Source organism: Streptomyces sp. NPDC111628 (assembly GCF_055635195.1).
Genome location: NZ_JBVKBZ010000001.1, coordinates 1,534,244 through 1,558,509 on the forward strand (window position 1 = coordinate 1,534,244; position 24,266 = coordinate 1,558,509).

A 24,266-nucleotide genomic window follows, 5' to 3' on the forward strand; every position below is an offset into this window, starting at 1 on the left:
GCCGGTACGGCGCTCCCCCGGGCCGTTGTCAGTGGCGTGGTGTGCAATGGATCTCGTGCCCGCACTGCAAGAACCCCTGAAGAAGGTGCTCGGCCCCGCCACCGCGAAGGTGATGGCCGAGCACCTCGGCCTGCACACCGTCGGCGACCTCCTCCACCACTACCCCCGGAGATACGAGGAGCGCGGTCAGCTCACCCACCTCGCCGACCTGCCCATGGACGAGCACGTCACGGTGGTCGCCCAGGTCGCCGACGCCCGCCTGCACACCTTCGCCTCGTCGAAGGCCCCGCGCGGCAAGGGGCAGCGGCTCGAGGTGACCATCACGGACGGCAGCGGCCGCCTCCAACTGGTCTTCTTCGGCAACGGAGTTCACAAGCCCCACAAGGAACTCCTGCCGGGCACCCGCGCGATGTTCGCCGGCAAGGTCTCCGTCTTCAACCGCCGACTGCAACTGGCCCATCCGGCGTACGAATTGCTGCGCGGCGGTGACGACGAGGGCGAGGCGGCCGAGAGCGTCGAGTCGTGGGCGGGCGCGCTCATCCCCCTCTACCCGGCCACTGCCAAGCTGGAGTCCTGGAAGCTCGCCAAGGCGATCCAGACGGTGCTGCCCAGCGCGCAGGAGGCCGTCGACCCGCTCCCCGGCTCCCTGCGCGAGGGCCGGGGCCTGGTCTCCCTGCCCGAGGCCCTCCTCAAGATCCACCGCCCGCACACCAAGGCCGACATCGAGGACGCCCGCGCCCGCCTGAAGTGGGACGAGGCATTCGTCCTCCAGGTCGCCCTCGCCCGCCGCCGCCACGCCGAGTCCCAACTCCCCGCCGTCCCGCGGAAGCCCAGCCCCGACGGGCTGCTCACCGCCTTCGACGACCGGCTCCCCTTCACCCTCACCGACGGCCAGCAGAAGGTCTCCCGCGAGATCTTCGACGACCTCGCCACCGACCACCCCATGCACCGGCTGCTCCAGGGCGAGGTGGGCAGCGGCAAGACCCTGGTCGCCCTGCGCGCGATGCTCGCCGTCGTCGACTCCGGCGGGCAGGCCGTGATGCTGGCGCCCACCGAGGTGCTCGCCCAGCAGCACCACCGGTCCGTCGTCGAGATGATGGGCGAGCTGGCCGAGGGCGGGATGCTCGGCGGCGCCGAGCACGCCACCAAGGTGGTGCTGCTGACCGGTTCCATGGGCGCCGCCGCCCGCCGCCACGCCCTGCTCGACCTGGCCACCGGCGAGGCGGGCATCGTCATCGGCACGCACGCGCTCATCGAGGACAAGGTCCAGTTCCACGACCTCGGCCTGGTCGTCGTGGACGAGCAGCACCGCTTCGGAGTGGAGCAGCGCGACGCCCTGCGCGGCAAGGGGAAGCAGCCCCCGCACCTGCTCGTCATGACCGCCACGCCCATCCCGCGCACCGTCGCCATGACCGTCTTCGGCGACCTGGAGACCTCCGTCCTCGACCAGCTCCCGGCCGGCCGGTCCCCGATCGCCAGCCATGTCGTCCCGGCCGCCGACAAACCCCACTTCCTCGCCCGCGCCTGGGAACGGGTCCGCGAGGAGGTCTCGGGCGGCCACCAGGCGTACGTCGTCTGCCCCCGCATCGGCGACGAGGACGACGACCCCGGGAAGGGCGCCAAGCAGTCCAAGCAGCCCCCGGAGGGCGACGCCGACAAACGCCCCCCGCTCGCCGTCCTCGACGTCGCCGAGCAGCTCGCCAAGGGCCCGCTCCAGGGACTCAAGGTGGAGGTCCTGCACGGCCGGATGCAGCCCGACGACAAGGACGCGGTCATGCGCCGCTTCGCCGCCGGGGAGACCGACGTCCTGGTCGCCACCACCGTCATCGAGGTCGGCGTGAACGTCCCCAACGCCACCGCGATGGTGATCATGGACGCCGACCGCTTCGGCGTCTCCCAGCTGCACCAGCTGCGCGGCCGGGTCGGGCGCGGCTCCGCTCCCGGCCTGTGCCTGCTGGTCAGCGAGATGCCCGAGGCGAGCGCGGCCCGCCAGCGGCTGAACGCGGTCGCGAGCACCCGCGACGGCTTCGAGCTCTCCCGCATCGACCTCGAACAGCGCCGCGAGGGCGACGTCCTCGGCCAGGCCCAGTCCGGCGCCCGCACCTCCCTGCGCGTCCTCGCCGTCATCGAGGACGAGGAGATCATCGCGGAGGCGAGGCAGGAGGCGGCGGCCGTCGTCGCCGCCGACCCGGAGCTGACCGGTCTGCCGGGGCTGCGCACGGCCCTGGAGGCACTGCTGGACGAGGAGCGGGAGCAGTACCTGGAGAAGGGCTGAGAGACTGGCAACGGACACCGTCCGTCCACCCGAGCACACCGACAAGGACCCAGAAATGACCCGCGTGATCGCCGGCAAGGCCGGCGGACGTCGACTGGCCGTCCCGCCGGGCACCGGCACCCGGCCCACCTCCGACCGCGCGCGCGAGGGCCTGTTCTCCACCTGGCAGTCCCTGCTCGGCGGCCCGCTGGACGGCGAGCGGGTCCTCGATCTGTACGCGGGTTCCGGCGCCGTCGGCCTGGAGGCGCTCTCCCGCGGCGCCGGGCACGTCCTGCTCGTGGAGGCCGACGCCCGCGCCGCCCGCACGGTCCGGGCGAACGTCGAGTCCCTCGGTCTGCCCGGCGCCGAGGTCCGGGCGGGCAAAGCGGAACAGATCATCCGCACCCCGGCCCCCGCCGAGCCGTACGACGTCGTCTTCCTGGACCCGCCGTACCTCGTCTCGGACGACGATCTTCGCGAGATCCTGCTCACACTCCGTACGGAGGGGTGGCTCGGGGCGGAAGCGCTCGTCACCGTGGAGCGCAGCACCAGGGGCGGCGAATTCCGCTGGCCGCACGGCTTCGAAGCCATCCGGGCCCGTCGCTACGGCGAGGGAACGTTTTGGTACGGTCGCGCCGCCTCTACGTGCGAAGACGCACGATGACCGGACCGGAGAGCGAGGGAACTCAAGTGCGCCGTGCCGTCTGTCCCGGGTCGTTCGACCCGATCACCAACGGACACCTCGACATCATCGCCCGGGCCTCCAGCCTGTACGACGAGGTCTACGTCGCCGTGATGATCAACCAGGCGAAGAAGGGCCTGTTCGAGATCGAGGAGCGGATCGACCTCATCCGCCGGGTCACCGCCGAGTACGGGAACGTCCGCGTGGAGTCCTTCCACGGCCTGCTCGTCGACTTCTGCAAGCAGCGCGAGATCCCGGCCATCGTCAAGGGCCTGCGCGCGGTCAGCGACTTCGACTACGAGTTGCAGATGGCCCAGATGAACAACGGCCTCTCCGGTGTGGAGACCCTCTTCATCCCCACCAACCCCACCTACAGCTTCCTGTCGTCCTCCCTGGTCAAGGAGGTCGCGACCTGGGGCGGCGACGTCGCCCACCTGGTGCCGCCGCTGGTCCTCGAAGCCCTCACGGAGCGCCTGGGGAACCGCTGACCGCCCCGTCGCGCAGCCGCCGCCACGGCGCACGGAGACTGACAACCCGTCACCCGGTGTCCCCGGGACACCCCGGGGTCGTACAGTCGACCCGTCCGTCTCCAACACAGCTGTAGAGAGTGGCGAGCACACGGTGGACGTGCAGAACAAGCTCGACGAGATCACCGCGATGGTCTCCGGCGCCCGCGCCATGCCCATGTCGGCCTCGTGCGTGGTCAACCGCGCCGAGCTGCTCTCGATGCTGGAAGAGCTGCGCGCGGAGCTGCCCGGTTCCCTCGCCCAGGCGCAGGAACTGATCGGCGACCGCGAGCAGATGGTCGCGCAGGCCCGCCAGGAGGCCGACCGGATCATCGAGGGCGCGCACGCCGAGCGCGGTTCCCTGATCGCCGGCACCGAGGTCGCCCGCCGCTCCCAGGCCGAGGCGGACCGGATCCTCGCCGAGGCCCGCCAGGAGGCCGAGGAGGTCCGCGCCGAGGCCGACGACTACGTCGACTCCAAGCTCGCCAACTTCGAGGTCGTCCTCACCAAGACCCTCGGCTCCGTCGGCCGGGGCCGCGAGAAGCTCCTCGGCACCGGACCCGGCCTCGACGAGAACGGCTACGAGGACGAGGACGCCCCCGAGCGCAGCCACGACCCGGAGATCCTGCGCCGGGACGCCGACGCCTACGTCGACACCAAGCTCGGTGCCTTCGAGGCCGTGCTGGCCAAGACCCTGACCGCGGTCGGCCGGGGCCGCCAGAAGCTGCACGGCCGGATCGCCACCGACGACCTCGGCGCCCTCGCGGACGACCTGACCACCGTCCAGCACTCCAGCGACGCCGACTACCTCGCCGACCTCGCGGGCCTCGCCGACACCCCGGCCCCCGCCCCTGCCTCCGCCGAGCAGCAGGGGCAGCCCCAGTACGGCGAGCAGCAGCCCGTGGCGGCCCAGCTGCCGACGCAGGCCGTGCCGGAGATGCCGTCCCAGGAACCGGCGTACGGCTACGCACCCCAGCAGCAGCCCGATCCGTACGCGGCCTACCAGCAGACCTACGACGGCCAACCGGACCCGTACGGCTACCAGCAGCAGGGCGCCGACCCGTACGCCTACCAGTACGACGGCGGGCAGCAGGCGTACGACGCACAGCAGGGCTACGCCCAGCCGCCGCAGCCGCAGCAGCCGCCGCACGCCGCACAGGACCATCCGCAGGCGCTCGACGAGACCAGCCTCTTCGACACCAGCATGATCAGCGCCGAGCAGCTGCGCGCGTACGAACAGGGCCGCGGCCTCTAGGGGCGAGGGGGCGTCCCGGGCCGGATTGGGCCGAGAGCGAATGGTCCAGTATCCTGGCTCTTCGGTCGCGCGTACGTCCGCGATCGCCGCTGCCCGGGAACACCGAACGGCAGCACCCCAACCCACGAAGACCGAAAGCAGGAATGGTTCTGAACGCGCGCCTCGACCACCGCGACCCCCTCGTGTTCGACACGCACGAGCTGGGACGGCGGCCCGGTGCGCTCCAGCGCCTGACCCGCACGGTCGACGCTCCCAAGGACTTCGGTCTCCAGGGAGTCATCGGAGTGCCGGAAGGCGCCCCGGTGGAGCTCGATCTCCGGCTCGAGTCGGTCATGGAAGGGGTGCTCGTCACAGGCACCGCCCGTGCCAGGGCCGAGGGGGAGTGCGTAAGGTGTCTGGAGCCGCTGGAGCAGCAGCTCGAAGCGGACTTCCAGGAGCTGTTCTCGTACCCTGACGCCGACGACCGTGGCCGCCCCGTGGCGGAACCGGGCGACGACGCCGAGGACGACGAGGACAGGTTCTTCGTCGAGGACGGACTGATCGGCCTCGAACCCGTGCTGCGCGACGCGGTGGTGCTCGCACTGCCGATGCAGCCGGTGTGCCAGGAAGACTGCCAGGGTCTGTGCTCCGAGTGCGGAGTGCGCCTGTCGGACGACCCGGACCACCACCATGACGCCGTCGACATTCGTTGGGCGGCATTGCAGGGACTCGCCGGTTCACTCGGAGACGGCGAGAAGGACGATATGAGCGGCGACGGGCCAGATTCCGCGGACGCCGCCGAGAAGCAGGAGAAGTAGCCGTGGCTGTTCCGAAGCGGAAGATGTCGCGCAGCAACACGCGCCACCGCCGGTCGCAGTGGAAGGCTGCGGTCCCCACCCTGGTTGCGTGCGAGCGCTGCCACGAGCCCAAGCTGCAGCACATCGCGTGCCCGGCTTGCGGCACTTACAACAAGCGCCAGGTCCTCGAGGTCTGAGCGGCTGGTGAGAGGCACTGTGTCAGTCCCCAAGAAGGCGGAAGACGCCAAGGCGGACCCACCCGCCAAGAAGAAGGCGGACACCCAGGCCTCGTCCCACACGCTTCTGGAAGGGCGGCTCGGCTATCAGCTCGAGTCCGCCCTTCTGGTGCGTGCACTGACCCACCGTTCCTACGCGTACGAGAACGGCGGTCTGCCGACGAACGAGCGGCTGGAGTTCCTCGGGGACTCCGTGCTCGGCCTCGTCGTCACGGACACGCTGTACCGCACCCACCCCGACCTGCCCGAAGGCCAGCTGGCCAAGTTGCGGGCCGCGGTGGTCAACTCGCGTGCGCTGGCGGAGGTGGGCCGCGGGCTCGAACTCGGCTCCTTCATCCGGCTCGGCCGCGGTGAAGAGGGCACGGGCGGCCGGGACAAGGCGTCCATCCTCGCCGACACCCTCGAAGCGGTGATCGGCGCGGTCTATCTCGACCAGGGCCTCGACGCGGCCTCCGAACTGGTGCACCGCCTGTTCGACCCGCTGATCGAGAAGTCCTCGAACCTCGGTGCCGGCCTGGACTGGAAGACCAGCCTCCAGGAGCTCACCGCGACCGAAGGGCTCGGCGTCCCCGAGTACCTGGTCACGGAGACCGGTCCCGACCACGAGAAGACCTTCACTGCTGCCGCCCGCGTCGGAGGCGTCTCGTACGGCACCGGCACCGGCCGCAGCAAGAAGGAGGCGGAGCAGCAGGCCGCGGAATCCGCGTGGCGGTCCATCCGGGCCGCGGCGGACGAGCGCGCCAAGGCGACGGCGAACGCCGTCGACGCGGACCCCGACGAGGCGTCCGCCTCCGCCTGACCCGTCCACCGCACGGTCCGAACGCCCGCCCCTCCGCCGGGGCGGGCGTCCGGACCGTCACCAGTCCAGGCCCGCCCGAGGGGAAGCCATGCCCGAGTTGCCCGAGGTAGAGGTCGTACGACGCGGCCTGGAGCGCTGGGTCGCCCACCGGACCGTCGCCGACGCCGAGGTGCTGCACCCGCGCGCGGTACGCCGGCACATCGCGGGCCCCGACGACTTCGCCCACCGCCTGGGGGGCCACCGCATCGGCATGCCCAGCCGCCGCGGCAAGTACCTGTGGCTGCCGCTGGAGGACACCGACCAGGCCGTCCTCGCCCACCTCGGCATGAGCGGCCAGCTCCTGGTCCAGCCGCACGAAACACCCGCCGAGAAGCACCTGCGCATCCGCGTCCGCTTCGCCGACGCCCTCGGCACCGAGCTCCGCTTCGTCGACCAGCGCACCTTCGGCGGCCTCTCCCTGCACGACACGTCCCCCGACGGCCTGCCCGACGTCATCGCCCACATCGCCCGCGACCCGCTGGACCCCCTCTTCGACGACGAGGCGTTCCACCAGGCGCTGCGCCGCAAGCGCACCACGATCAAACGCGCCCTGCTCGACCAGTCCCTGATCAGCGGCGTCGGCAACATCTACGCCGACGAGGCCCTCTGGCGGGCCCGCCTCCACTACGAACGCCCCACCGCCACCCTCACCCGCCCCCGCACCACCGAACTCCTCGGCCACGTCAGAGACGTGATGAACGCCGCCCTCGCCGTCGGCGGCACCAGCTTCGACAGCCTCTACGTCAACATCAACGGCGAATCCGGCTACTTCGACCGCTCGCTCGACGCGTACGGCCGCGAGGGCCTGCCCTGCCGCCGGTGCGGCACACCGATGCGCCGCCGACCGTGGATGAACCGCTCCAGCTACTTCTGCCCGAAGTGCCAGCGACCGCCTCGGGTCACGCCGTAGGCATCCGCTGCTCGTCGTACCGTGCGCGCGAGGCCAGCACCTCGTCCATCCGCCCCTCGACGCACTCGATGAGCGCGAGCAGCCGCCCGGCCACCTCACGGCCGAGCGACGTGAGCTCGTAATCCACGCGGGGCGGATTGGTGGGCTGCGCCTCGCGGTGCACCAGCCCGTCGCGCTCCAGCGCGTGCAGGGTCTGGGCCAGCATCTTCTCGCTGACACCGTCCACCCGGCGCCGCAGCTCGTTGAACCGGAAGGACCCCTCGTACAGGGCGCCGAGCGTCAGCGCGCCCCAGCGCCCCGTGACGTGCTCCAGGGTGCCGCGCGAGGGACAGGCCCGGGAGAACACGTCAAACGGCAGATCCTGCTCCGCCGTGCGCTCCTGCGTGGTCGACATACCTCCAGCGTACGCGAGCACAGCGCTGCCCCGCAGATCGCGCTGAGGCACAGAGATCACGCGGCCGGGGCGCCCCTGGCTGGTCAGTAGCCGAAGAGGTGCGGGGGTGGCCTCTGACCTGTGTGACCCTGTAATCGATCAATGCTGCGACCTGCGGCTCGGCCGTCGGTGGTGGTCAGGGTTGGTCGTCGTTGAGCACCCATGCCCGACCTCGGAGGCAGCCTCACCTTGGCCGCAAACGGGGTGCGTACTCGTCGAGGTCAGTGCCATGATCCGCCAGTGGATGCTGTTGCGCCTTTCACGGTCACGCGGGTTGACGGTTCGACCGACTTGGCGGAGATCACCGCCGGGCTTCTCGGTCAGCTACCGTCATGGTTTGCCCGCCGGGAAGCCAATGCCGCATATATCGAGTCGGCGACCAAACTTCCGGGGCTCGTCGCCAGCTCTGATGCGGAGCCCATAGGCGTTCTGCTCTACAGGAGTCACTTCGCTGAGGCTGCCGAGATTCACCTGATGGCAGTGGCGCCGGCATGGCATCGGCGCGGTGTTGGCAGGGCGCTGATCAACGCGGTTGCGTCAGACCTTGAAGCGCTGGGCTGCAAGGTACTTCAGGTAAAGACATTGGGGGCAGCTCACCCCGACAGTGGGTATGCCTTGACCAGGGCGTTTTATCGGGCTGTGGGATTTCTCCCACTGGAGGAGACCATCGAACTGTGGCCGGGCACCCCATGTCTAATCATGATCAGATCGCTTACGACCGCACCGTGACCGCCGACGGGCATCCACTGAGTCAGTAGCCGAAGTCCTGTGTCCACCAGGGGCCGCCGGAGCCGAAGTGGACGCCGACTCCCAGGGTCTGGAAGTCGCAGTTCAGGATGTTGGCCCGGTGGTCGGGGCTGTTCATCCAGGCGTCCATCACGGCCTGGGCGTCGGCCTGGCCGCGGGCTATGTTCTCGCCGCCGAGGCCGGAGATGCCCGCTGCCGACGCGCGGTCCCAGGGGGTGGCGCCGCTGGGGTCGGTGTGGTCGAAGAAGCCCTGGGTCGCCATGGCCTGGCTGAAGTCCTCGGCCAGTTCGCGCAGGGCGCTGTTCGCGGCCACCGGGCTGCAACCGACCTTGGCCCGCTCGTCGTTGACCAGCTTGAGCACCTGTGCCTGGGCGACGGCCTCCTCGGAGACCGCGGCGGGCGCGCTGGGCTTCGCGGGCTCCTTGGTGGCCGGGCGCGAGGGAGTAGTCGGCTTCGGCTTGGCGCCGGGAGGCGTCTTCGGCTTCTCGGTCTTCGACGGTGTCCCGGCCGGGGCGGCGGGCTTCGAGGCCGGTGCCGAGGTGGAGGGGGCGGCCGAGGACCGCGAGGGGGAGGAGGTGTCCTCCTTGTCCTCCTTCGCGGCGGACTTTCCGGCAGAGGAGTCCTTCGAGGGTGAGGACGGGGCGGACGAGGGGGAGCGGTCGGTGCCGCGGCTCGTGGCCGCGTCGCCGCCCCGGCCGGTGTCGGCGCTGCCCGAGGTGCCGCCCTGCTCGGACGGGCTGTTCGTCGGGGTGTCCTGGGCCTGCACCCGGTCGCCCCCGCTGCTGCCGCCGCCGATCCGGTAGTTGTCGAGGCCGGGCACCACGCCCGTGGCCACCGCCACCGTGCCGATGGCGACCGCGGCGGACACACCGAGCAGGCCGGTGCGGACCGGGGTGGCCGCCTTCTTGCGGCGGCGACGGCGTCCTCCGCCGGGCTGCGGGCCGCCGGCGGGGGTGTATCCGTCACGGGGGAAGGCGACGGTGCGGCCGGCCTGCGGGCCCTCGCCGTCCGGGGCGTCGGCGAAGAGGTAGGCGTCGCTCCTGGCGCGGACCTCGGCGTACGCCTCGGGGTTCAGGTAGGGAGCGATGCCCATCGTGGGGGCCTCGTCCGCGTCCGGGGCGAGCGGATCGCGGCGCCGTCCCGCCGTACCGTCCGGCTGGTGGCCTTCCGCGGCGCGGCCGGCGGAGCGTCGGTGGCGTCCCATGTCCTGGCCTTCCTCGTCCTCGTCCTCGCGCTGGGCGTGCCCTCGCGGTCGACTGTGCTCACGATCAACACGGAACTCACACGATCGAGTGAGTTTCAAGTGAGATTCATTGGGTCGGGACGCTACCGCATGGCGCCAGGGGGTGAAGTGTCCCGTGAGACATTGACTGGTTAGGTTGCAGTCATGAGCGAGGATGTACGGCTGGTCGCGTGGGTGCGCGGACAGGTCCAGGGCGTGGGTTTCCGCTGGTTCACGCGGGCCAGGGCACTGGAACTCGGCGGGATGAGTGGTTTTGCTCTCAATTTGGGCGACGGCCGGGTGCAGGTCGTCGCGGAGGGCCCGCGCGAGCGCTGCGAGGGGCTGCTCGAGTGGCTGCGCGGTGACGACACGCCCGGACGTGTGGACGGAGTCACCGAGATCTGGGACACACCCCGCGGGGGCTACGAGGGCTTCGCCATCCGCTGACGACCCTCCGCGCAAGGGTCCGCGGGCGGCGGAAGCGGCCCTCCCCGCAGGGGTGGCCGGGGCGAAAACGGGCAGGTGGTTGCCAAGGGCGGCCGCTCGTGGGAGGCTCCGCACGCGAAATGATCGCCATGCCCCGAGGGGCCCGCAGGAGACGCAGCGTCGCCGTTCGCCGGCCGCATGCCCCCGGGCACCCGCCAATACGGGGCGTGATCGTGTTGACCGTCAAACTTTTTGGTGAGACGCTGAAAGCCCCGCGCACCTTAGCTGTTTGGCATGGTTGAACGGCAGCAAAAACTCCAAAGTGCCAAGCACCGCGGGTGCGATTCCCTCACGACCCACACCGCTTCGGTCGGTCACTCATTGTGGAGGACCATCCATCATGGCAAAGGCGCTTCTCGGTTACGTCGGCGGCTCCGACCCTCGACTCCTCGCCGAGATGCGACGGCTCCAGCAGCGCGTCCAGGACCTGGAATCCGAGCTCGGACGGATCCAGGCGGAGAACGACGCGCTGGCGGCTGCCGCTTCTCACGACAGGATCATGGAGAGCATGGAGAGCGTTGACGCACACCAGGCGGAGCCTGCGCTCACCTGATCACTGCATCGCTCCACCACGGCACGGCAGTGGCCGGGCCCGCCCGTACCACCGCTCAGATGCCAGAGTCTGCAAGGGACGCTTCGGCGTCCCTTCTTTCTTTTCCCGCCCCCCGTCTCGGCCCGTCCCTGCCCCGCGCAACCTTTCACCCTCTTCAACGTCTGATGTGCCCTGCACGTTCACCGGTGAAACCGCGTCGGTTCACCGGTTCGTGGAGTGAGACAGACCCGAAAGGTAGAGTCCGACGGCGTGCACCTGAAGGCCCTGACCCTCCGCGGGTTCAAGTCGTTCGCCTCGGCGACCACGCTCCGGTTCGAGCCCGGCATCACCTGTGTCGTCGGCCCCAACGGCTCGGGCAAGTCCAACGTCGTCGACGCGCTCAGCTGGGTCATGGGCGAACAGGGCGCCAAGTCGCTGCGCGGCGGCAAGATGGAGGACGTCATCTTCGCCGGCACCACCGGCCGCCCGCCGCTCGGCCGGGCCGAGGTGTCGCTGACCATCGACAACTCCGACGGGGCCCTTCCCATCGAGTACGCCGAGGTCACCATCACGCGGATCATGTTCCGCAACGGCGGCAGCGAGTACCAGATCAACGGCGACACCTGCCGCCTCCTCGACATCCAGGAGCTGCTCTCCGACTCCGGCATCGGCCGCGAGATGCACGTCATCGTCGGCCAGGGCCAGCTCGACTCCGTCCTGCACGCCGACCCGATGGGACGCCGGGCCTTCATCGAGGAGGCCGCCGGCGTCCTCAAGCACCGCAAGCGCAAGGAGAAGGCGCTCAGGAAACTGGACGCGATGCAGGCCAACCTCGCGCGCGTGCAGGACCTCACCGACGAGCTGCGGCGCCAGCTCAAGCCCCTCGGCCGGCAGGCCGCCGTCGCGCGCAGGGCCGCCGTCATCCAGGCCGACCTCCGGGACGCCAGGCTCCGGCTCCTCGCCGACGACCTCGTACGGATGCGCGAGGCACTCCAGGCCGAGGTCGCCGACGAGGCCGCGCTCAAGGAACGCAAGGAGAGCGCCGAACAGGAGCTGGGCAAGGCGCTGCGCCGCGAGGCGGACCTGGAGGACGAGGTGCGCCGGCTCACCCCGCGCCTCCAGCGCGCCCAGCAGACCTGGTACGAGCTGTCCCAGCTCGCCGAACGGGTGCGCGGCACCATCTCGCTGGCCGACGCGCGGGTGAAGAGCGCCACCTCCGCGCCGCCCGAGGAACGCCGGGGCCGCGACCCGGAGGAACTGGAGCGCGAGGCCGCCCGCGTCCGCGAGCAGGAGGCCGAACTCGAAGCGGCCCTGGAGGCGGCCGAACACGCCCTGGAGGACACGGCCGCCCACCGCGCCGACCTCGAACGCGAACTGGCCATGGAGGAGCGCCGCCTGAAGGACGCCGCCCGTGCCATCGCCGACCGCCGCGAGAACCTCGCCCGGCTCGGCGGCCAGGTCGGTGCCGCCCGCTCCCGTGCCGCCGCCGCCCAGGCCGAGATCGAGCGGCTGGCCGAGGCGCGGGACGAGTCCGGGGAACGCGCTGCCGCGGCGCAGGAGGAGTACGAGGCGCTCCAGGCCGAGGTCGACGGGCTCGACGCCGGCGACCAGGAACTCGCCGAGCGGCACGACGTGGCCAGGCGGGTGCTGACCGAGGCGGAGGCCGCGCTGAGCACCGCGCGTGAGGCGGCCACCGCGGCGGAACGCGAGCGCGCCGCCACGCAGGCCCGGCACGAGGCACTCGCCCTGGGCCTGCGCCGCAAGGACGGCACCGGAGCGCTGCTCGCCGCCAAGGACCGCCTCACCGGACTGCTCGGCCCCGCCGCCGGACTCCTCACCGTGACGCCCGGCCACGAGGCCGCCCTGGCCACCGCCTTCGGTGCCGCCGCCGACGCCCTCGCGGTGACCTCGCCCGCGGCCGCCGCCGACGCCATCCGCCTGCTGCGCAAGCAGGACGCGGGCCGGGCCGCCCTGCTGCTCGCCGGCGCCCCCGACGACGTAGCCCAGGAGACGCGCGGCGACGGACCGCCGCACGCCGCCGACCTGGTGCACGGACCCGCCGACCTGATGCCCGCCGTACGGCGGCTGCTGCGGGGGATCGTCGTCGTCGCCACCCTGGAGGACGCCGAGGATCTCGTCTACGCCCGCCCCGGGCTGACCGCCGTCACCGCCGAGGGGGACCTGCTGGGCGCCCACTTCGCGCAGGGCGGTTCCGCCGGGGCGCCCAGCCTCCTGGAGGTGCAGGCGTCCGTGGACCAGGCCGCCGCCGAGCTGGCGGAGCTGGGCGTGCGGTGCGAGGAACTGGCCGGTGCGCAGGACGCGGCCGTCGTACGGCGCCGGGAGTGCGCCGCGCTCGTCGAGGAGCTGGGGGAGCGGCGCCGGGCCGCCGACCGCGAGAAGTCGTCCGTCGCCCAGCAGCTGGGCCGGCTCGCGGGTCAGGCACGGGGCGCGGCCGGTGAGGCGGGACGGTCCGCCGCCGCGGCCGAGCGGGCGCAGGAGGCGCTGGACAAGGCGCTCATGGAGGTCGAGGAACTGGCGGAGCGGCTGGCCGTCGCCGAGGAGATGCCGGTGGAGGAGGAGCCCGACACCGCCGCCCGCGACCGGCTCGCCGCCGACGGTGCCAACGCCCGCCAGACCGAGATGGAGGCCCGCCTCCAGGTCCGTACGCACGAGGAGCGGGTCAAGGGACTGGCCGGACGGGCCGACTCCCTGGACCGGGCCGCCCGCGCCGAACGCGAGGCACGCGCGCGTGCCGAGCAGCGGCGGGCCAGGCTGCGGCACGAGGCGGCCGTCGCCGAGGCGGTCGCCGCCGGCGCCCGGCAGCTGCTCGCCCACGTCGAGGTCTCGCTGACCCGCGCCGACGAGGAGCGCACCCTCGCCGAGGCGGCCAAGGCCCGGCGCGAGCAGGAACTGACCGCCGCGCGCACCGCCGGGCGCGACCTCAAGGCGGAGCTGGACAAGCTGACGGATTCAGTTCACCGGGGCGAGGTACTCGGCGCCGAGAAGCGGCTGCGCATCGAGCAGCTGGAGACCAAGGCGCTGGAGGAACTCGGTGTGGAACCGGCGGGGCTCGCGGCCGAGTACGGCCCCCATCAAGAGGTGCCGCCCTCGCCCCCCGCCGACGGTGAGGTGCTCCCGGAGGACCCGGACCACCCGCGCAACCGCCCCCGGCCCTTCGTCCGCGCCGAGCAGGAGAAACGGCTGAAGGCCGCCGAGCGCGCCTACCAGCAGCTCGGCAAGGTCAACCCGCTGGCGCTGGAGGAGTTCGCGGCGCTGGAGGAACGGCACCAGTTCCTCAGCGAGCAGCTGGAGGACCTGAAGAAGACCCGCGCCGACCTGCTCCAGGTCGTCAAGGAGGTCGACGAGCGCGTCGAGCAGGTCTTCACCGAGGCCTTCCGGGACACCGCCCGGGAGTTCGAGGGCGTCTTCAGCCGGCTCTTCCCGGGCGGTGAGGGGCGGCTGATCCTGACCGACCCCGACAACATGCTCACCACCGGCGTGGACGTCGAGGCCCGGCCCCCGGGCAAGAAGGTCAAGCGGCTGTCGCTGCTCTCCGGCGGGGAGCGCTCGCTGACCGCGGTGGCGATGCTGGTGTCGATCTTCAAGGCCCGGCCGAGCCCGTTCTACGTGATGGACGAGGTCGAGGCGGCGCTCGACGACACCAACCTGCAACGGCTGATCCGGATCATGCAGGAGCTGCAGGAGGCCTCGCAGCTGATCGTCATCACGCACCAGAAGCGCACGATGGAGGTCGCCGACGCGCTCTACGGCGTGTCCATGCAGGGCGACGGTGTGTCGAAGGTCATCAGTCAGCGGCTGCGTCAGTCCTGAACACTTGTCCTTCAAGACTTGAACACATAACCACTTCGACACCCCTGAAAGTCATAGCTGTCGCCCTATTGACTTCGATACTTGAAGGCATAGTCTCTGCAACGTTGCTTTTACCTTCAGGTTCCTTCGCCGGTGCCTCGAAGGGTGAACCGCCCCGGCAGCGTTGCCGGTAGCCCGAGGAGTACACGTGGCCAGCACATCGCAGGCACCCAGTCCAGGAGCCAGGACGGCTCACCCCGATCATCTCGGGCACGTCATCTTCATCGCGGCGGCGGCCGCGATGGGCGGTTTCCTGTTCGGCTACGACAGTTCCGTGATCAACGGCGCCGTCGAGGCCATCCGGGACCGCTACGACGTCGGCTCCGCGGTGCTGGCCCAGGTCATCGCCGTGGCTCTGATCGGCTGCGCCATCGGTGCCGCGACCGCGGGCCGCATCGCCGACCGCATCGGCCGTATCCGCTGCATGCAGATCGCGGCGGTCCTCTTCACCGTCAGCGCCGTCGGCTCCGCACTGCCCTTCGCGCTGTGGGACCTCGCCATGTGGCGCGTCATCGGCGGCTTCGCCATCGGCATGGCCTCGGTGATCGGCCCCGCCTACATCGCCGAGGTCTCCCCGCCCGCCTACCGCGGCCGGCTCGGCTCCTTCCAGCAGGCCGCGATCGTCATCGGCATCGCCGTGTCGCAGCTGGTCAACTGGGGTCTGCTGAACGCGGCCGGCGGTGACCAGCGCGGCGAGCTGATGGGCCTTGAGGCCTGGCAGGTCATGCTCGGCGTCATGGTGATCCCGGCCGTCCTGTACGGCCTGCTCTCCTTCGCCATCCCCGAGTCCCCCCGGTTCCTGATCTCGGTGGGCAAGCACGAGCGCGCCAAGAAGATCCTCGAAGAGGTCGAGGGCAAGGACGTGGACTTCGACGCCCGCGTCACCGAGATCGAGCACGCCATGCACAGCGAGGAGAAGTCCTCCTTCAAGGACCTCCTCGGCGGCAGCTTCTTCTTCAAGCCGATCGTCTGGGTCGGTATCGGCCTGTCGGTCTTCCAGCAGTTCGTCGGCATCAACGTCGCGTTCTACTACTCCTCGACGCTGTGGCAGTCGGTCGGCGTCAACCCCGCCGACTCGTTCTTCTACTCGTTCACGACGTCGATCATCAACATCATCGGCACCGTGATCGCGATGATCTTCGTGGACCGCATCGGCCGCAAGCCGCTCGCCCTGATCGGCTCCGTCGGCATGGTGATCGGGCTGGCGCTGGAGGCCTGGGCCTTCTCCTTCGACCTCGTCGACGGCAAGCTCCCGGCCACCCAGGGCTGGGTCGCCCTGATCGCCGCCCACCTCTTCGTCCTCTTCTTCGCCCTGTCGTGGGGTGTGGTCGTCTGGGTCTTCCTCGGCGAGATGTTCCCCAACCGGATCCGTGCCGCCGCCCTGGGCGTGGCCGCCTCCGCACAGTGGATCGCCAACTGGGCCATCACCGCGAGCTTCCCGTCACTGGCCGACTGGAACCTCTCCGGCACCTACGTGATCTACACGATCTTCGCCGCCCTCTCCATCCCCTTCGTGCTGAAGTTCGTGAAGGAGACCAAGGGCAAGGCCCTGGAGGAGATGGGCTGACCCCCGCCCCTCCCCGAAGCCGGGGAGGAGGGCCAAGTCCCCGCTGCCCCTCTCCCCGTACCGTCCGCCGCCCCGCCCGGTCACTCTCCGGGCGGGGCGGCGGTGTGCCGCGGCTCGGTGTACGTCAGACGGTCACGGTCTCGGCCTCGGGCCGCTCGGCCCGCTCCGTGCGCGCTTCCGGGACGATCAGCGCCGGCTTCGGCAGCACCGCGTACAGCAAGGCGGAGATCACGACCGTGGCCACCCAGCCCAGCCCGTACTCACCGACGAAGTTGTTCGTGGCGAGGGGGCCGGTGAACCAGTCGGACGTGGTGAACATCAGACCGGCGGCCAGGCCCACCGCCCAGGCGACGACGGCTGCGGGGGAGAAGCCGCCGCGGTACCAGTAGGCGCTGGTGCGGCCGGTGTCGGCCAGGGCCTCGCCGTCGTACTCCCGGCCGCGCAGCATGTCCGCGCCGAACACGCCGACCCAGGCGGAGAAGGCGACCGCGAGCAGCGACAGGAACGCGATGAAGGACCCCATGAAGCTGGTCGCCACCAGCATCAGCACGCCGCCGAAGACCAGCGAGATCACGGCGTTGACCGAGACCGCCCAGTGCCGCGGGACCTTGAAGCCCAGGGTCTGCGCGGTGAACCCGGCCGAGTACATCGACATCGAGTTGATCAGCAGCATGCCGATCAGCGCGATCAGCAGGTACGGCACCGCGATCCAGGTCGGCAGGATCTCGCCCAGGAAGGAGACCGGGTCGGCGGCCGAGGCCAGGTCCGGCGTGGAGACCGCCATGACCGCGCCCATCAGCACCATCGGCAGTACGACGATGCCCGCACCGCCGACCGTGACCCCCACGATCCCCTTCGAGGAGGCCGTGCGCGGCAGGTACCGGGTGAAGTCCGGCGCGGACGGGATCCAGCTGACGCCGCCCGCCGCGATCAGACCCACACCCGTGATCATCGCGGCCACCGAACCGGCGGACCGGTCGAACACCGCGGACCAGTCGGTGTCGACCACCAGGTAGCCCAGCACCAGCACCGAGAAGGCGCCGAAGAGGTACGCCGCGTACTTGTTGCACTTCTGCACGGCGTTGATGCCGAGCCCCGAGATCGCGAACGTCGCCACCACGAAGGCGAGCAGCGTCACCATGTCCAGGACGCTGTTGGCGCGAATGCCGAACACGATGTCCAGGACCGTGAGCACGGCATAGGCACCGGTCACCGCGTTGATCGTCTCCCAGCCCCAGCGGGCCACCCAGATCAGCGAACCCGGCAGCAGATTGCCCCGCTGCCCGAACACGGCACGGGACAGCGCCATCCCGGGAGCGCCGCCCCGCTTGCCGGCGATACCGATCAGCCCGACCAGGCCGTACGACACGACCGGCGCGGCCCCCGCGACGACCAGGGCCTGCCAGAAGTTGAGCCGGTACGCCACGACGAGGCTCGCGCCCATCGTGAGCAGCAGCACGCTGATGTTGGCGCCGACCCAGGTCGGGAACAGCTCGCGGGTCCGGGCGGTGCGCTCGTGGTCGGGCACCTGCTCGATACCGCGGGTTTCCAGGGCGCCTTCGTTCTCGGCGGTCTTGCTCATGTGGGGGGTCCGTGCCTCGATCGTGGGGGAGAGGGGGCGGTCGGGACTCTACGCGCGTTGACGCGGCCTTCTCCATCGTACTTTGCTCCGACTCGTTCCCTCCAGGGGCCTTTGTCCTTTGGTGGAAACCACAAGCGACCGATAGCGGGGGGCCGTGCCGGGGGTCACGCATACTGGTCCCGTTATGGAAATCGTCATCCTTGCTGTAGTCATCGCCGTGGTCGTGATCGGCGCGCTCGGCGGGCTGGTCGTCGGCAGCCGCCGCAAGAAGCAGCTGCCCGAGCCGCCCCCCGCCACGCCCGACATCACCGCCCCTCCGGCCGAGCCGCACGTCGGCGACGAGGCCGAGACGCCGCGCGACGAAACGCGCCGGACGATAGAGGAGGTCGACCTCCCGGACGGCGGCACCGCCACCGTCGAGGAGCCGCCCGTCGTCGAAGAGCTCGAGATCCCGCAGATCGAGGTTCCCGAGCCCACCGCCGGCCGACTGGTCCGGCTCCGTGCCCGCCTCTCCCGCTCGCAGAACGCCCTCGGCAAGGGTCTGCTGACCCTGCTGTCCCGGGAGCACCTCGACGACGACACCTGGGAGGAGATCGAGGACACGCTCCTCACCGCCGACGTCGGCGTGCAGCCCACCCAGGAGCTGGTCGAGCGGCTCCGCGAACGGGTGAAGGTCCTCGGCACCCGCACGCCGGAGGAGCTGCGCACCCTGCTGCGCGAGGAGCTGATCACCCTGGTCGGCCCCGACATGGACCGCGAGGTCAAGACCGAGCCCGCCACGAGCAAGCCCGGCATCGTGATGGTCGTCGGTGTGAACGGCACCGGCAAGACCACCACCACGGGCAAGCTCGCCCGCGTCCTGGTGGCCGACGGCCGCAGCGTCGTCCTCGGCGCCGCCGACACCTTCCGCGCCGCCGCCGCGGACCAGCTCCAGACCTGGGGCGAGCGGGTTGGCGCCCACACCGTGCGCGGGCCCGAGGGCGGCGACCCTGCCTCCGTCGCCTTCGACGCGGTCAAGGAGGGCAAGGAGATGGGCTCGGACGTCGTGCTCATCGACACCGCCGGCCGCCTGCACACCAAGACCGGCCTCATGGACGAGCTGGGCAAGGTCAAGCGCGTCGTGGAGAAGCACGCCCCGCTGGACGAGGTGCTGCTCGTGCTCGACGCCACCACCGGCCAGAACGGTCTGATCCAGGCCCGGGTCTTCGCCGAGGTCGTGAACATCACCGGCATCGTGCTGACCAAGCTGGACGGCACGGCCAAGGGCGGCATCGTGGTCGCCGTCCAGCGTGAGCTGGGCGTGCCGGTCAAGCTGATCGGACTCGGAGAGGGCGCGGACGACCTGGCGCCGTTCGAGCCCGCGGCCTTCGTGGACGCCCTCATCGGCGAGTGACGTCGCCTGCCGGCGCCCCGCGCCCGCAGACACGCGAGAAGCGCCCGCCTCCCGAACCGGGAGACGGGCGCTTCGCCGTTGCCGAGGGAGCGGTGACGGGCGGCGGGCGACCGCCGAGGGCCGTCGCGCGGGCGGATGTTGGCGCCCGCCCGCGGGACGGCAGCCGTGCGGGGGAGGGGCGGCTTGTCTCCGCCGGGGCGTGTGGCGGGTTGTGCCGCCGCCCGTTGTCCGCCGAGTGGCGGGCGCCAGGACCCGCGACGCGGGGTGTGGACGGGGTCGGCGCCTACGAGCGAGGCGGATGTCTCAGGAGGGCGGAGGCCTACGCCCGGGATCGGTGGGCCACGTAGGCCAGCGTGCCCAGGAGCAGCCGTGCTGCCGGGGGCTTCGTCGCCGAGTCGAGGGCCGGAGGGCGCAGCCAGCGCACCGGGCCCCGGCCGCCGCGGTCGGAGGGCGGTGCCGTGAGGTACGTGCCGGGGCCGAGGCCGCGCAGGTCGAGGGCGGACGGATCGTCCCAGCCCATCCGGTACAGCAACCGCGACAGCTCGGCCGCGGCGCCCGGAGCGACGAAGAACTGGGCGCGGCCCTGCGGGGTGGCCGCGACCGGCCCGAGCGGGACGCCCATGCGCTCCAGCCGGGCCAGCGCCCGCAGCCCGGCCGGCTCGGCCACCTCGATCACGTCGAAGGTCCCCCCGACCGCCAGCATCACCGCGGCCCCGGGGAACCGGGCCCAGGCCTCACTCGCCTCGTCCAGGGTCGCCCCGGCGGGCACCCGGGGCGCGAAGTCCAGGGGGTGCGCGCCCGGCGCCGGACAGTCGGGCAGGCCGCACGAGCAGGCACCCTGGGCGGTCCGGGCGCCCGGCACCACGTCCCAGCCCCACAGCCCGGTGAACTCGGCCACGACAGTGCACTCCGCGGCGCGGCCGCGGCGCCGCGCCCCGGACCGGATCTCGCGCATGCCCCGACTGCTGCCGATGCCGATCGTGAAGCCCATGCCCCCTCCAACGGGTCCGACGCAGCGGCGGTTACGCAGCGGACGTGAAACGTGACTCTCTGCTTCCAACTCCCCAGCCCGGCGCCGTTCAGACAGCGTCCGGAAGCACTCCGGGGTGGTGCGTCCGGCGGCGCACGCCCCGGTGTGCACCGTTGCACCGACTCCCGGTTGGCCTATGTCAAGTGAATCGCGTCCCGGCCACCGCGAGTTCATTCGAAGGGGTGGCGAATGGTGGCGATTCCGCAATCGCCATGGCTGGACGAGTGATCGTAGGACTACTTTGTGTGCATGGAGCCTTGGGGCACATGCACTTGTGGGTATGCCGGAGGCAACCCGGCTTTCCGTTCGAAGGGTGCCAACCACCGGACGGAGGGCCGTAACCACCGGCATTCTGATAGGGCTTGGCGCACTCGGCGACAGGTGGTCTCAGGGATGGGGGCGTTCCAGTGAGTGGCAACGGCGGAAGCGGTACGAGCGCGGCGAGCGCGGCGCACGCCGACAAGCGCCCGAACGAGCTGCTCACCTCCTGGTTCGCCCGCAGCGGCTGGTCCAAGGGCGAGCTGGCCCGCCAGGTCAACCGCCGGGCCCGCCAGTTGGGCGCCAACCACATCTCCACCGACACCTCACGCGTGCGCCGCTGGCTCGACGGGGAGAATCCGCGCGAGCCGATCCCGCGCATCCTGTCCGAGCTGTTCTCCGAGCGTTTCGGCGTCGTCGTCTCCGTCGAGGACCTGGGCCTGCGTTCCACCCGCCCCACGCCCTCCGCGACCGGCGTCGACCTCCCCTGGACGGGCCCGCAGACCGTGGCCCTGCTCAGCGAGTTCTCGCGCAGCGACCTCATGCTGGCGCGGCGCGGCTTCCTCGGTAGCTCGCTGGCCCTCTCCGCGGGCCCGTCCCTCATCGAACCCATGCAGCGCTGGCTCGTCCCCACGCCCTCCGCCACCCCGCCGGCGGCCGGACCCGAGTCCGCGACACCCGCCGCCCGCGCGCGTGGCCGCCTGTCCAGGCCGGAGCTGGACCTGCTGGAGTCCACCGCCGTGATGTTCCGCCGCTGGGACGCCCAGTGCGGCGGCGGTCTGCGCCGCAAGGCCGTGGTCGGCCAGCTGCACGAGGTCACCGACCTGCTCCAGGAACCCCAGACCGAGACCACCCGCGCCAAGCTCTTCAAGGTCGCCGCCGAGCTGGCCGAGCTGGCCGGCTGGATGTCGTACGACGTGGGGCTCCAGCCCACCGCCCAGAAGTACTTCGTGCTCGCCCTGCACGCCGCCAAGGAGGCCGGGGACCGGCCGCTCGGCTCGTACGTCCTCTCCAGCATGAGCCGCCAGATGATCCACCTCGGCCGGCCCGACGACGCCCTCGAGCTGATCCACCTCGCCCAGTACGGCAGCCGGGACTGCGCCAGCCCCCGCACCCAGTCGATGCTGTACGCGATGGAGGCGCGCGCCTACGCCAACATGGGCCAGCCCGGCCGCACCAAGCGCGCGGTGCGCATGGCGGAGGACATCTTCGCCGAGGCCGACGAGTGGGACGAGCCGGACCCCGACTGGATCCGCTTCTTCTCCGAGGCCGAGCTGTACGGGGAGAACAGCCACTCCTTCCGCGACCTCGCCTACGTGGCCGGCCGCAGTCCCGCCTACGCCTCCCTCGCCGACCCCCTGATGCGCAAGGCCGTGGAGCTGTTCGCCAAGGACGAGGAACACCAGCGCTCCTACGCGCTGAACCTGATCGGCATGGCCACCGTGCACCTGCTGCGCCGCGAACCCGAGGAGAGCACCGTCCTGGCCATGGAGGCCATGGGCATCGCCAAGAAGGTCCGCTCCGAACGCGTCAACACCCGCATCCGCAAGACCGTCGACACGGCCGTACGCGATTTCGGCGACCTCGGTGAGGTCGTCGACCTGACCGAACGGCTCGCCGTCGAGTTGCCGGAGACCGCCGAAGCGGTCTGAACCCCCACCAGCCCCGGCCGCGGCCGGCCCTCCCGAACTGCCCGACTCGGCTCCCCCATGCCAGGTCATTCGGAGGCCCGCCGCGGCCGGTCTCTGTCCCGGCGCGGACCGCCCCGTACAGCGGCGACCGCCCGGGCCCGCACCCGGCCGTTCACCCACGCGTAACACGCACAGCGCCTTCGTCACGGCGGCGAAACAACGAGGGGCGTCCACCGAAACCGCGCTGCGCCAATCTCATGGCGCATAACCGGCCCACCCCTCACTGCCCGCCCAGGCTTCGCCCGCACGGGGCCGCACCGACGACGAGGAGACGCCGATGGCTCCAGCCATCACGCTCGCCGCAGAGACACAGCTCTCTGCCGCCAACACGGGCTTCATGCTCATCTGCTCCGCCCTGGTGATGCTCATGACGCCGGCCCTGGCCTTCTTCTACGGAGGCATGGTCCGCGTCAAGAGCACCCTGAACATGCTGATGATGAGCTTCATCAGCCTCGGCATCGTCACCGTCCTGTGGGTGCTGTACGGCTTCTCCATGGCGTTCGGCACCGACTCCGGCAGCGTCGTCGGCTGGAACTCCGACTGGGTGGGCCTGAGCAACATCGGCCTGACCGAGCTGTGGGACGGCTACACGATCCCCGTCTTCGTCTTCCTGGTCTTCCAGCTGATGTTCGCCGTCCTCACCCCCGCCCTGATCAGCGGCGCCCTCGCGGACCGCGTGAAGTTCACCGCCTGGGCACTCTTCATCGCGCTGTGGGCCACGATCGTCTACTTCCCCGTCGCCCACTGGGTGTGGGGCGCGGGCGGCTGGGCCTTCGAACTGGGTGTCATCGACTTCGCCGGCGGTACGGCCGTGCACATCAACGCCGGTGCCGCCGCGCTCGGCGTGATCCTGGTCATCGGCAAGCGGGTCGGCTTCAAGAAGGACCCGATGCGCCCGCACAGCCTCCCGCTGGTCATGCTCGGCGCCGGCCTGCTCTGGTTCGGCTGGTTCGGCTTCAACGCCGGGTCGTGGCTCGGCAACGACGACGGCGTCGGCGCGCTGATGTTCGTCAACACCCAGGTCGCCACCGGCGCCGCGATCCTCGGCTGGCTCGCCTACGAGAAGATCCGGCACGGCGCCTTCACCACCCTCGGCGCGGCCTCCGGCGCCGTCTCCGGCCTGGTCGCCATCACCCCGGCGGGCGGCGCCGTCTCCCCGCTCGGCGCGATCGCCGTCGGCCTCATCGCCGGCGTGGTGTGCGCCATGGCCGTCGGCCTGAAGTACAGGTTCGGCTACGACGACTCCCTCGACGTGGTCGGCGTCCACCTCGTCGGCGGCATCCTCGGCTCGCTGCTCATCGGCTTCTTCGCCAGCGGCAAGGGCCAGTCCGACGTCCAGGGCCTCTTCTACGGCGGCGGCCTCGACCAGTTCTGGAAGCAGTGCGCGGGCGTCTTCGGCGTCCTCGCCTACTCCCTGGCCGTCTCCGCGGTCCTCGCCTTCCTGCTGGACAAGACGATCGGCATGCGGGTGCCGGAGGACGTCGAGGTGGCCGGCATCGACCAGGCCGAGCACGCCGAGACCGCATACGACTTCAGCGGCGCCGGCGGCGGTGCCGCCCGGACGAGCGCCACGCCGGCCGCCTCCACGGCAGCGTCGGCCCCGAGCAAGAAGGTGGACGCATGAAGCTCATCACCGCCGTCGTCAAGCCGCACCGGCTCGACGAGATCAAGGAGGCCCTCCAGGCCTTCGGGGTCCACGGCCTGACCGTCACCGAGGCCAGCGGCTACGGCCGCCAGCGCGGACACACCGAGGTCTACCGGGGTGCCGAGTACACCGTCGACCTCGTGCCCAAGATCCGCATCGAGGTCCTGGTCGAGGACGACGACGCCGAGCAGCTGATCGACGTCGTCGTCAAGGCGGCCCGCACCGGCAAGATCGGCGACGGCAAGGTCTGGGCGGTCCCGGTCGACACGGCCGTCCGGGTCAGGACCGGCGAGCGCGGACCCGACGCGCTCTGAGCAGCTCTGGGCCAGCTCCGAAGCACGACAACGGAACGG

At 71.2% G+C, this 24,266-nt stretch carries 21 protein-coding genes; 17 read left to right on the forward strand and 4 right to left on the reverse strand.

Features of this window, described 5'->3' with window-relative positions; genetic code table 11:
• Window positions 1-46 precede the first annotated feature (46 nt).
• The 8 genes from recG (at window position 47) to mutM (ending at window position 7,457) form a co-directional block, all read left to right on the forward strand.
• A complete protein-coding gene (recG, locus tag ACZ7MF_RS07405) occupies window positions 47-2,275 on the forward strand; it encodes an ATP-dependent DNA helicase RecG (RefSeq protein ID WP_471475026.1) in 2,229 nt (742 codons plus the stop codon).
• 55 nt (window positions 2,276-2,330) lie between these two features.
• Window positions 2,331-2,918, forward strand: a complete 588-nt coding sequence (gene rsmD, locus ACZ7MF_RS07410) for a 16S rRNA (guanine(966)-N(2))-methyltransferase RsmD (RefSeq protein ID WP_471475028.1) — start codon at window positions 2,331-2,333, stop codon at window positions 2,916-2,918.
• A 26-nt stretch (window positions 2,919-2,944) separates the two neighbouring features.
• Window positions 2,945-3,424 carry a pantetheine-phosphate adenylyltransferase gene (gene coaD, locus ACZ7MF_RS07415; protein WP_471475029.1) on the forward strand — a complete coding sequence of 160 codons (480 nt, stop codon included), beginning with the start codon at window positions 2,945-2,947 and terminating at the stop codon, window positions 3,422-3,424.
• Between the two features lie 133 nt (window positions 3,425-3,557).
• Window positions 3,558-4,697, forward strand: a complete 1,140-nt coding sequence (locus ACZ7MF_RS07420) for a cell division initiation protein (protein WP_471475030.1) — start codon at window positions 3,558-3,560, stop codon at window positions 4,695-4,697.
• 143 nt (window positions 4,698-4,840) lie between these two features.
• On the forward strand, window positions 4,841-5,494 hold the full coding sequence (locus tag ACZ7MF_RS07425) for a YceD family protein (protein ID WP_471475032.1): 654 nt from the start codon (window positions 4,841-4,843) through the stop codon (window positions 5,492-5,494).
• Between the two features lie 2 nt (window positions 5,495-5,496).
• Complete coding sequence (rpmF, locus tag ACZ7MF_RS07430; protein ID WP_006139588.1) at window positions 5,497-5,670, forward strand: 50S ribosomal protein L32; 174 nt, start codon at window positions 5,497-5,499, stop codon at window positions 5,668-5,670.
• A gap of 7 nt (window positions 5,671-5,677) precedes the next feature.
• On the forward strand, window positions 5,678-6,508 hold the full coding sequence (rnc, locus tag ACZ7MF_RS07435; protein WP_164383104.1) for a ribonuclease III: 831 nt from the start codon (window positions 5,678-5,680) through the stop codon (window positions 6,506-6,508).
• Between the two features lie 88 nt (window positions 6,509-6,596).
• Complete coding sequence (mutM, locus tag ACZ7MF_RS07440; RefSeq protein WP_356862604.1) at window positions 6,597-7,457, forward strand: bifunctional DNA-formamidopyrimidine glycosylase/DNA-(apurinic or apyrimidinic site) lyase; 861 nt, start codon at window positions 6,597-6,599, stop codon at window positions 7,455-7,457.
• Here the strand turns inward: mutM and ACZ7MF_RS07445 are convergent.
• Window positions 7,447-7,851 carry a winged helix-turn-helix transcriptional regulator gene (locus ACZ7MF_RS07445; protein ID WP_471475034.1) on the reverse strand — a complete coding sequence of 135 codons (405 nt, stop codon included), beginning with the start codon at window positions 7,849-7,851 and terminating at the stop codon, window positions 7,447-7,449. The two genes, mutM and ACZ7MF_RS07445, sit on opposite strands and share 11 nt — an antisense overlap.
• Before the next feature lie 279 nt (window positions 7,852-8,130).
• On the opposite strand from ACZ7MF_RS07445, the gene ACZ7MF_RS07450 reads away from it, so the two are divergent.
• A complete protein-coding gene (locus tag ACZ7MF_RS07450; RefSeq protein WP_471475035.1) occupies window positions 8,131-8,619 on the forward strand; it encodes a GNAT family N-acetyltransferase in 489 nt (162 codons plus the stop codon).
• A 22-nt stretch (window positions 8,620-8,641) separates the two neighbouring features.
• Here the strand turns inward: ACZ7MF_RS07450 and ACZ7MF_RS07455 are convergent, their stop codons facing one another.
• A complete protein-coding gene (locus tag ACZ7MF_RS07455) occupies window positions 8,642-9,841 on the reverse strand; it encodes a CAP domain-containing protein (protein WP_471475037.1) in 1,200 nt (399 codons plus the stop codon).
• A 183-nt stretch (window positions 9,842-10,024) separates the two neighbouring features.
• On the opposite strand from ACZ7MF_RS07455, the gene ACZ7MF_RS07460 reads away from it, so the two are divergent.
• From ACZ7MF_RS07460 to ACZ7MF_RS07475, 4 genes are all read left to right on the forward strand, one after another.
• Window positions 10,025-10,306 carry an acylphosphatase gene (locus ACZ7MF_RS07460; RefSeq protein WP_003973419.1) on the forward strand — a complete coding sequence of 94 codons (282 nt, stop codon included), beginning with the start codon at window positions 10,025-10,027 and terminating at the stop codon, window positions 10,304-10,306.
• A gap of 379 nt (window positions 10,307-10,685) precedes the next feature.
• Entirely contained in the window at window positions 10,686-10,898 is a 213-nt protein-coding gene (locus tag ACZ7MF_RS07465) for a hypothetical protein (protein WP_003973418.1), read from the forward strand.
• Window positions 10,899-11,147: 249 nt separating this feature from the next.
• Complete coding sequence (gene smc / locus ACZ7MF_RS07470) at window positions 11,148-14,708, forward strand: chromosome segregation protein SMC (protein ID WP_471475038.1); 3,561 nt, start codon at window positions 11,148-11,150, stop codon at window positions 14,706-14,708.
• Between the two features lie 187 nt (window positions 14,709-14,895).
• Window positions 14,896-16,314, forward strand: coding sequence for a sugar porter family MFS transporter (locus tag ACZ7MF_RS07475; RefSeq protein WP_356862612.1), 1,419 nt, complete (start codon window positions 14,896-14,898; stop codon window positions 16,312-16,314).
• Window positions 16,315-16,438: 124 nt separating this feature from the next.
• On the opposite strand, the gene ACZ7MF_RS07480 is transcribed toward ACZ7MF_RS07475, so the two are convergent.
• Window positions 16,439-17,896, reverse strand: a complete 1,458-nt coding sequence (locus ACZ7MF_RS07480) for a cytosine permease (RefSeq protein WP_471475040.1) — start codon at window positions 17,894-17,896, stop codon at window positions 16,439-16,441.
• Window positions 17,897-18,080: 184 nt separating this feature from the next.
• Here ACZ7MF_RS07480 and ftsY point away from each other — a divergent pair, with 184 nt between their 5' ends.
• Window positions 18,081-19,289 (forward strand): signal recognition particle-docking protein FtsY, encoded by a 1,209-nt coding sequence (gene ftsY, locus ACZ7MF_RS07485; protein ID WP_134112190.1) that lies wholly within the window; start codon window positions 18,081-18,083, stop codon window positions 19,287-19,289.
• A gap of 319 nt (window positions 19,290-19,608) precedes the next feature.
• Here ftsY and ACZ7MF_RS07490 read toward each other — a convergent pair whose 3' ends face one another.
• Window positions 19,609-20,280, reverse strand: a complete 672-nt coding sequence (locus ACZ7MF_RS07490) for a bifunctional DNA primase/polymerase (RefSeq protein ID WP_471475041.1) — start codon at window positions 20,278-20,280, stop codon at window positions 19,609-19,611.
• Window positions 20,281-20,726: 446 nt separating this feature from the next.
• On the opposite strand from ACZ7MF_RS07490, the gene nsdA reads away from it, so the two are divergent.
• From nsdA to ACZ7MF_RS07505, 3 genes are all read left to right on the forward strand, one after another.
• The gene (gene nsdA / locus ACZ7MF_RS07495) at window positions 20,727-22,229 is read left to right on the forward strand and encodes a transcriptional repressor NsdA (RefSeq protein ID WP_471475043.1); all 1,503 of its coding nucleotides are present in this window, start codon (window positions 20,727-20,729) and stop codon (window positions 22,227-22,229) included.
• A gap of 316 nt (window positions 22,230-22,545) precedes the next feature.
• Window positions 22,546-23,892, forward strand: coding sequence for an ammonium transporter (locus tag ACZ7MF_RS07500; protein ID WP_471475044.1), 1,347 nt, complete (start codon window positions 22,546-22,548; stop codon window positions 23,890-23,892).
• Window positions 23,889-24,227 (forward strand): P-II family nitrogen regulator, encoded by a 339-nt coding sequence (locus ACZ7MF_RS07505; RefSeq protein WP_003973409.1) that lies wholly within the window; start codon window positions 23,889-23,891, stop codon window positions 24,225-24,227. The genes ACZ7MF_RS07500 and ACZ7MF_RS07505 overlap by 4 nt, the downstream gene beginning before the upstream one ends.
• Window positions 24,228-24,266 lie beyond the last annotated feature (39 nt).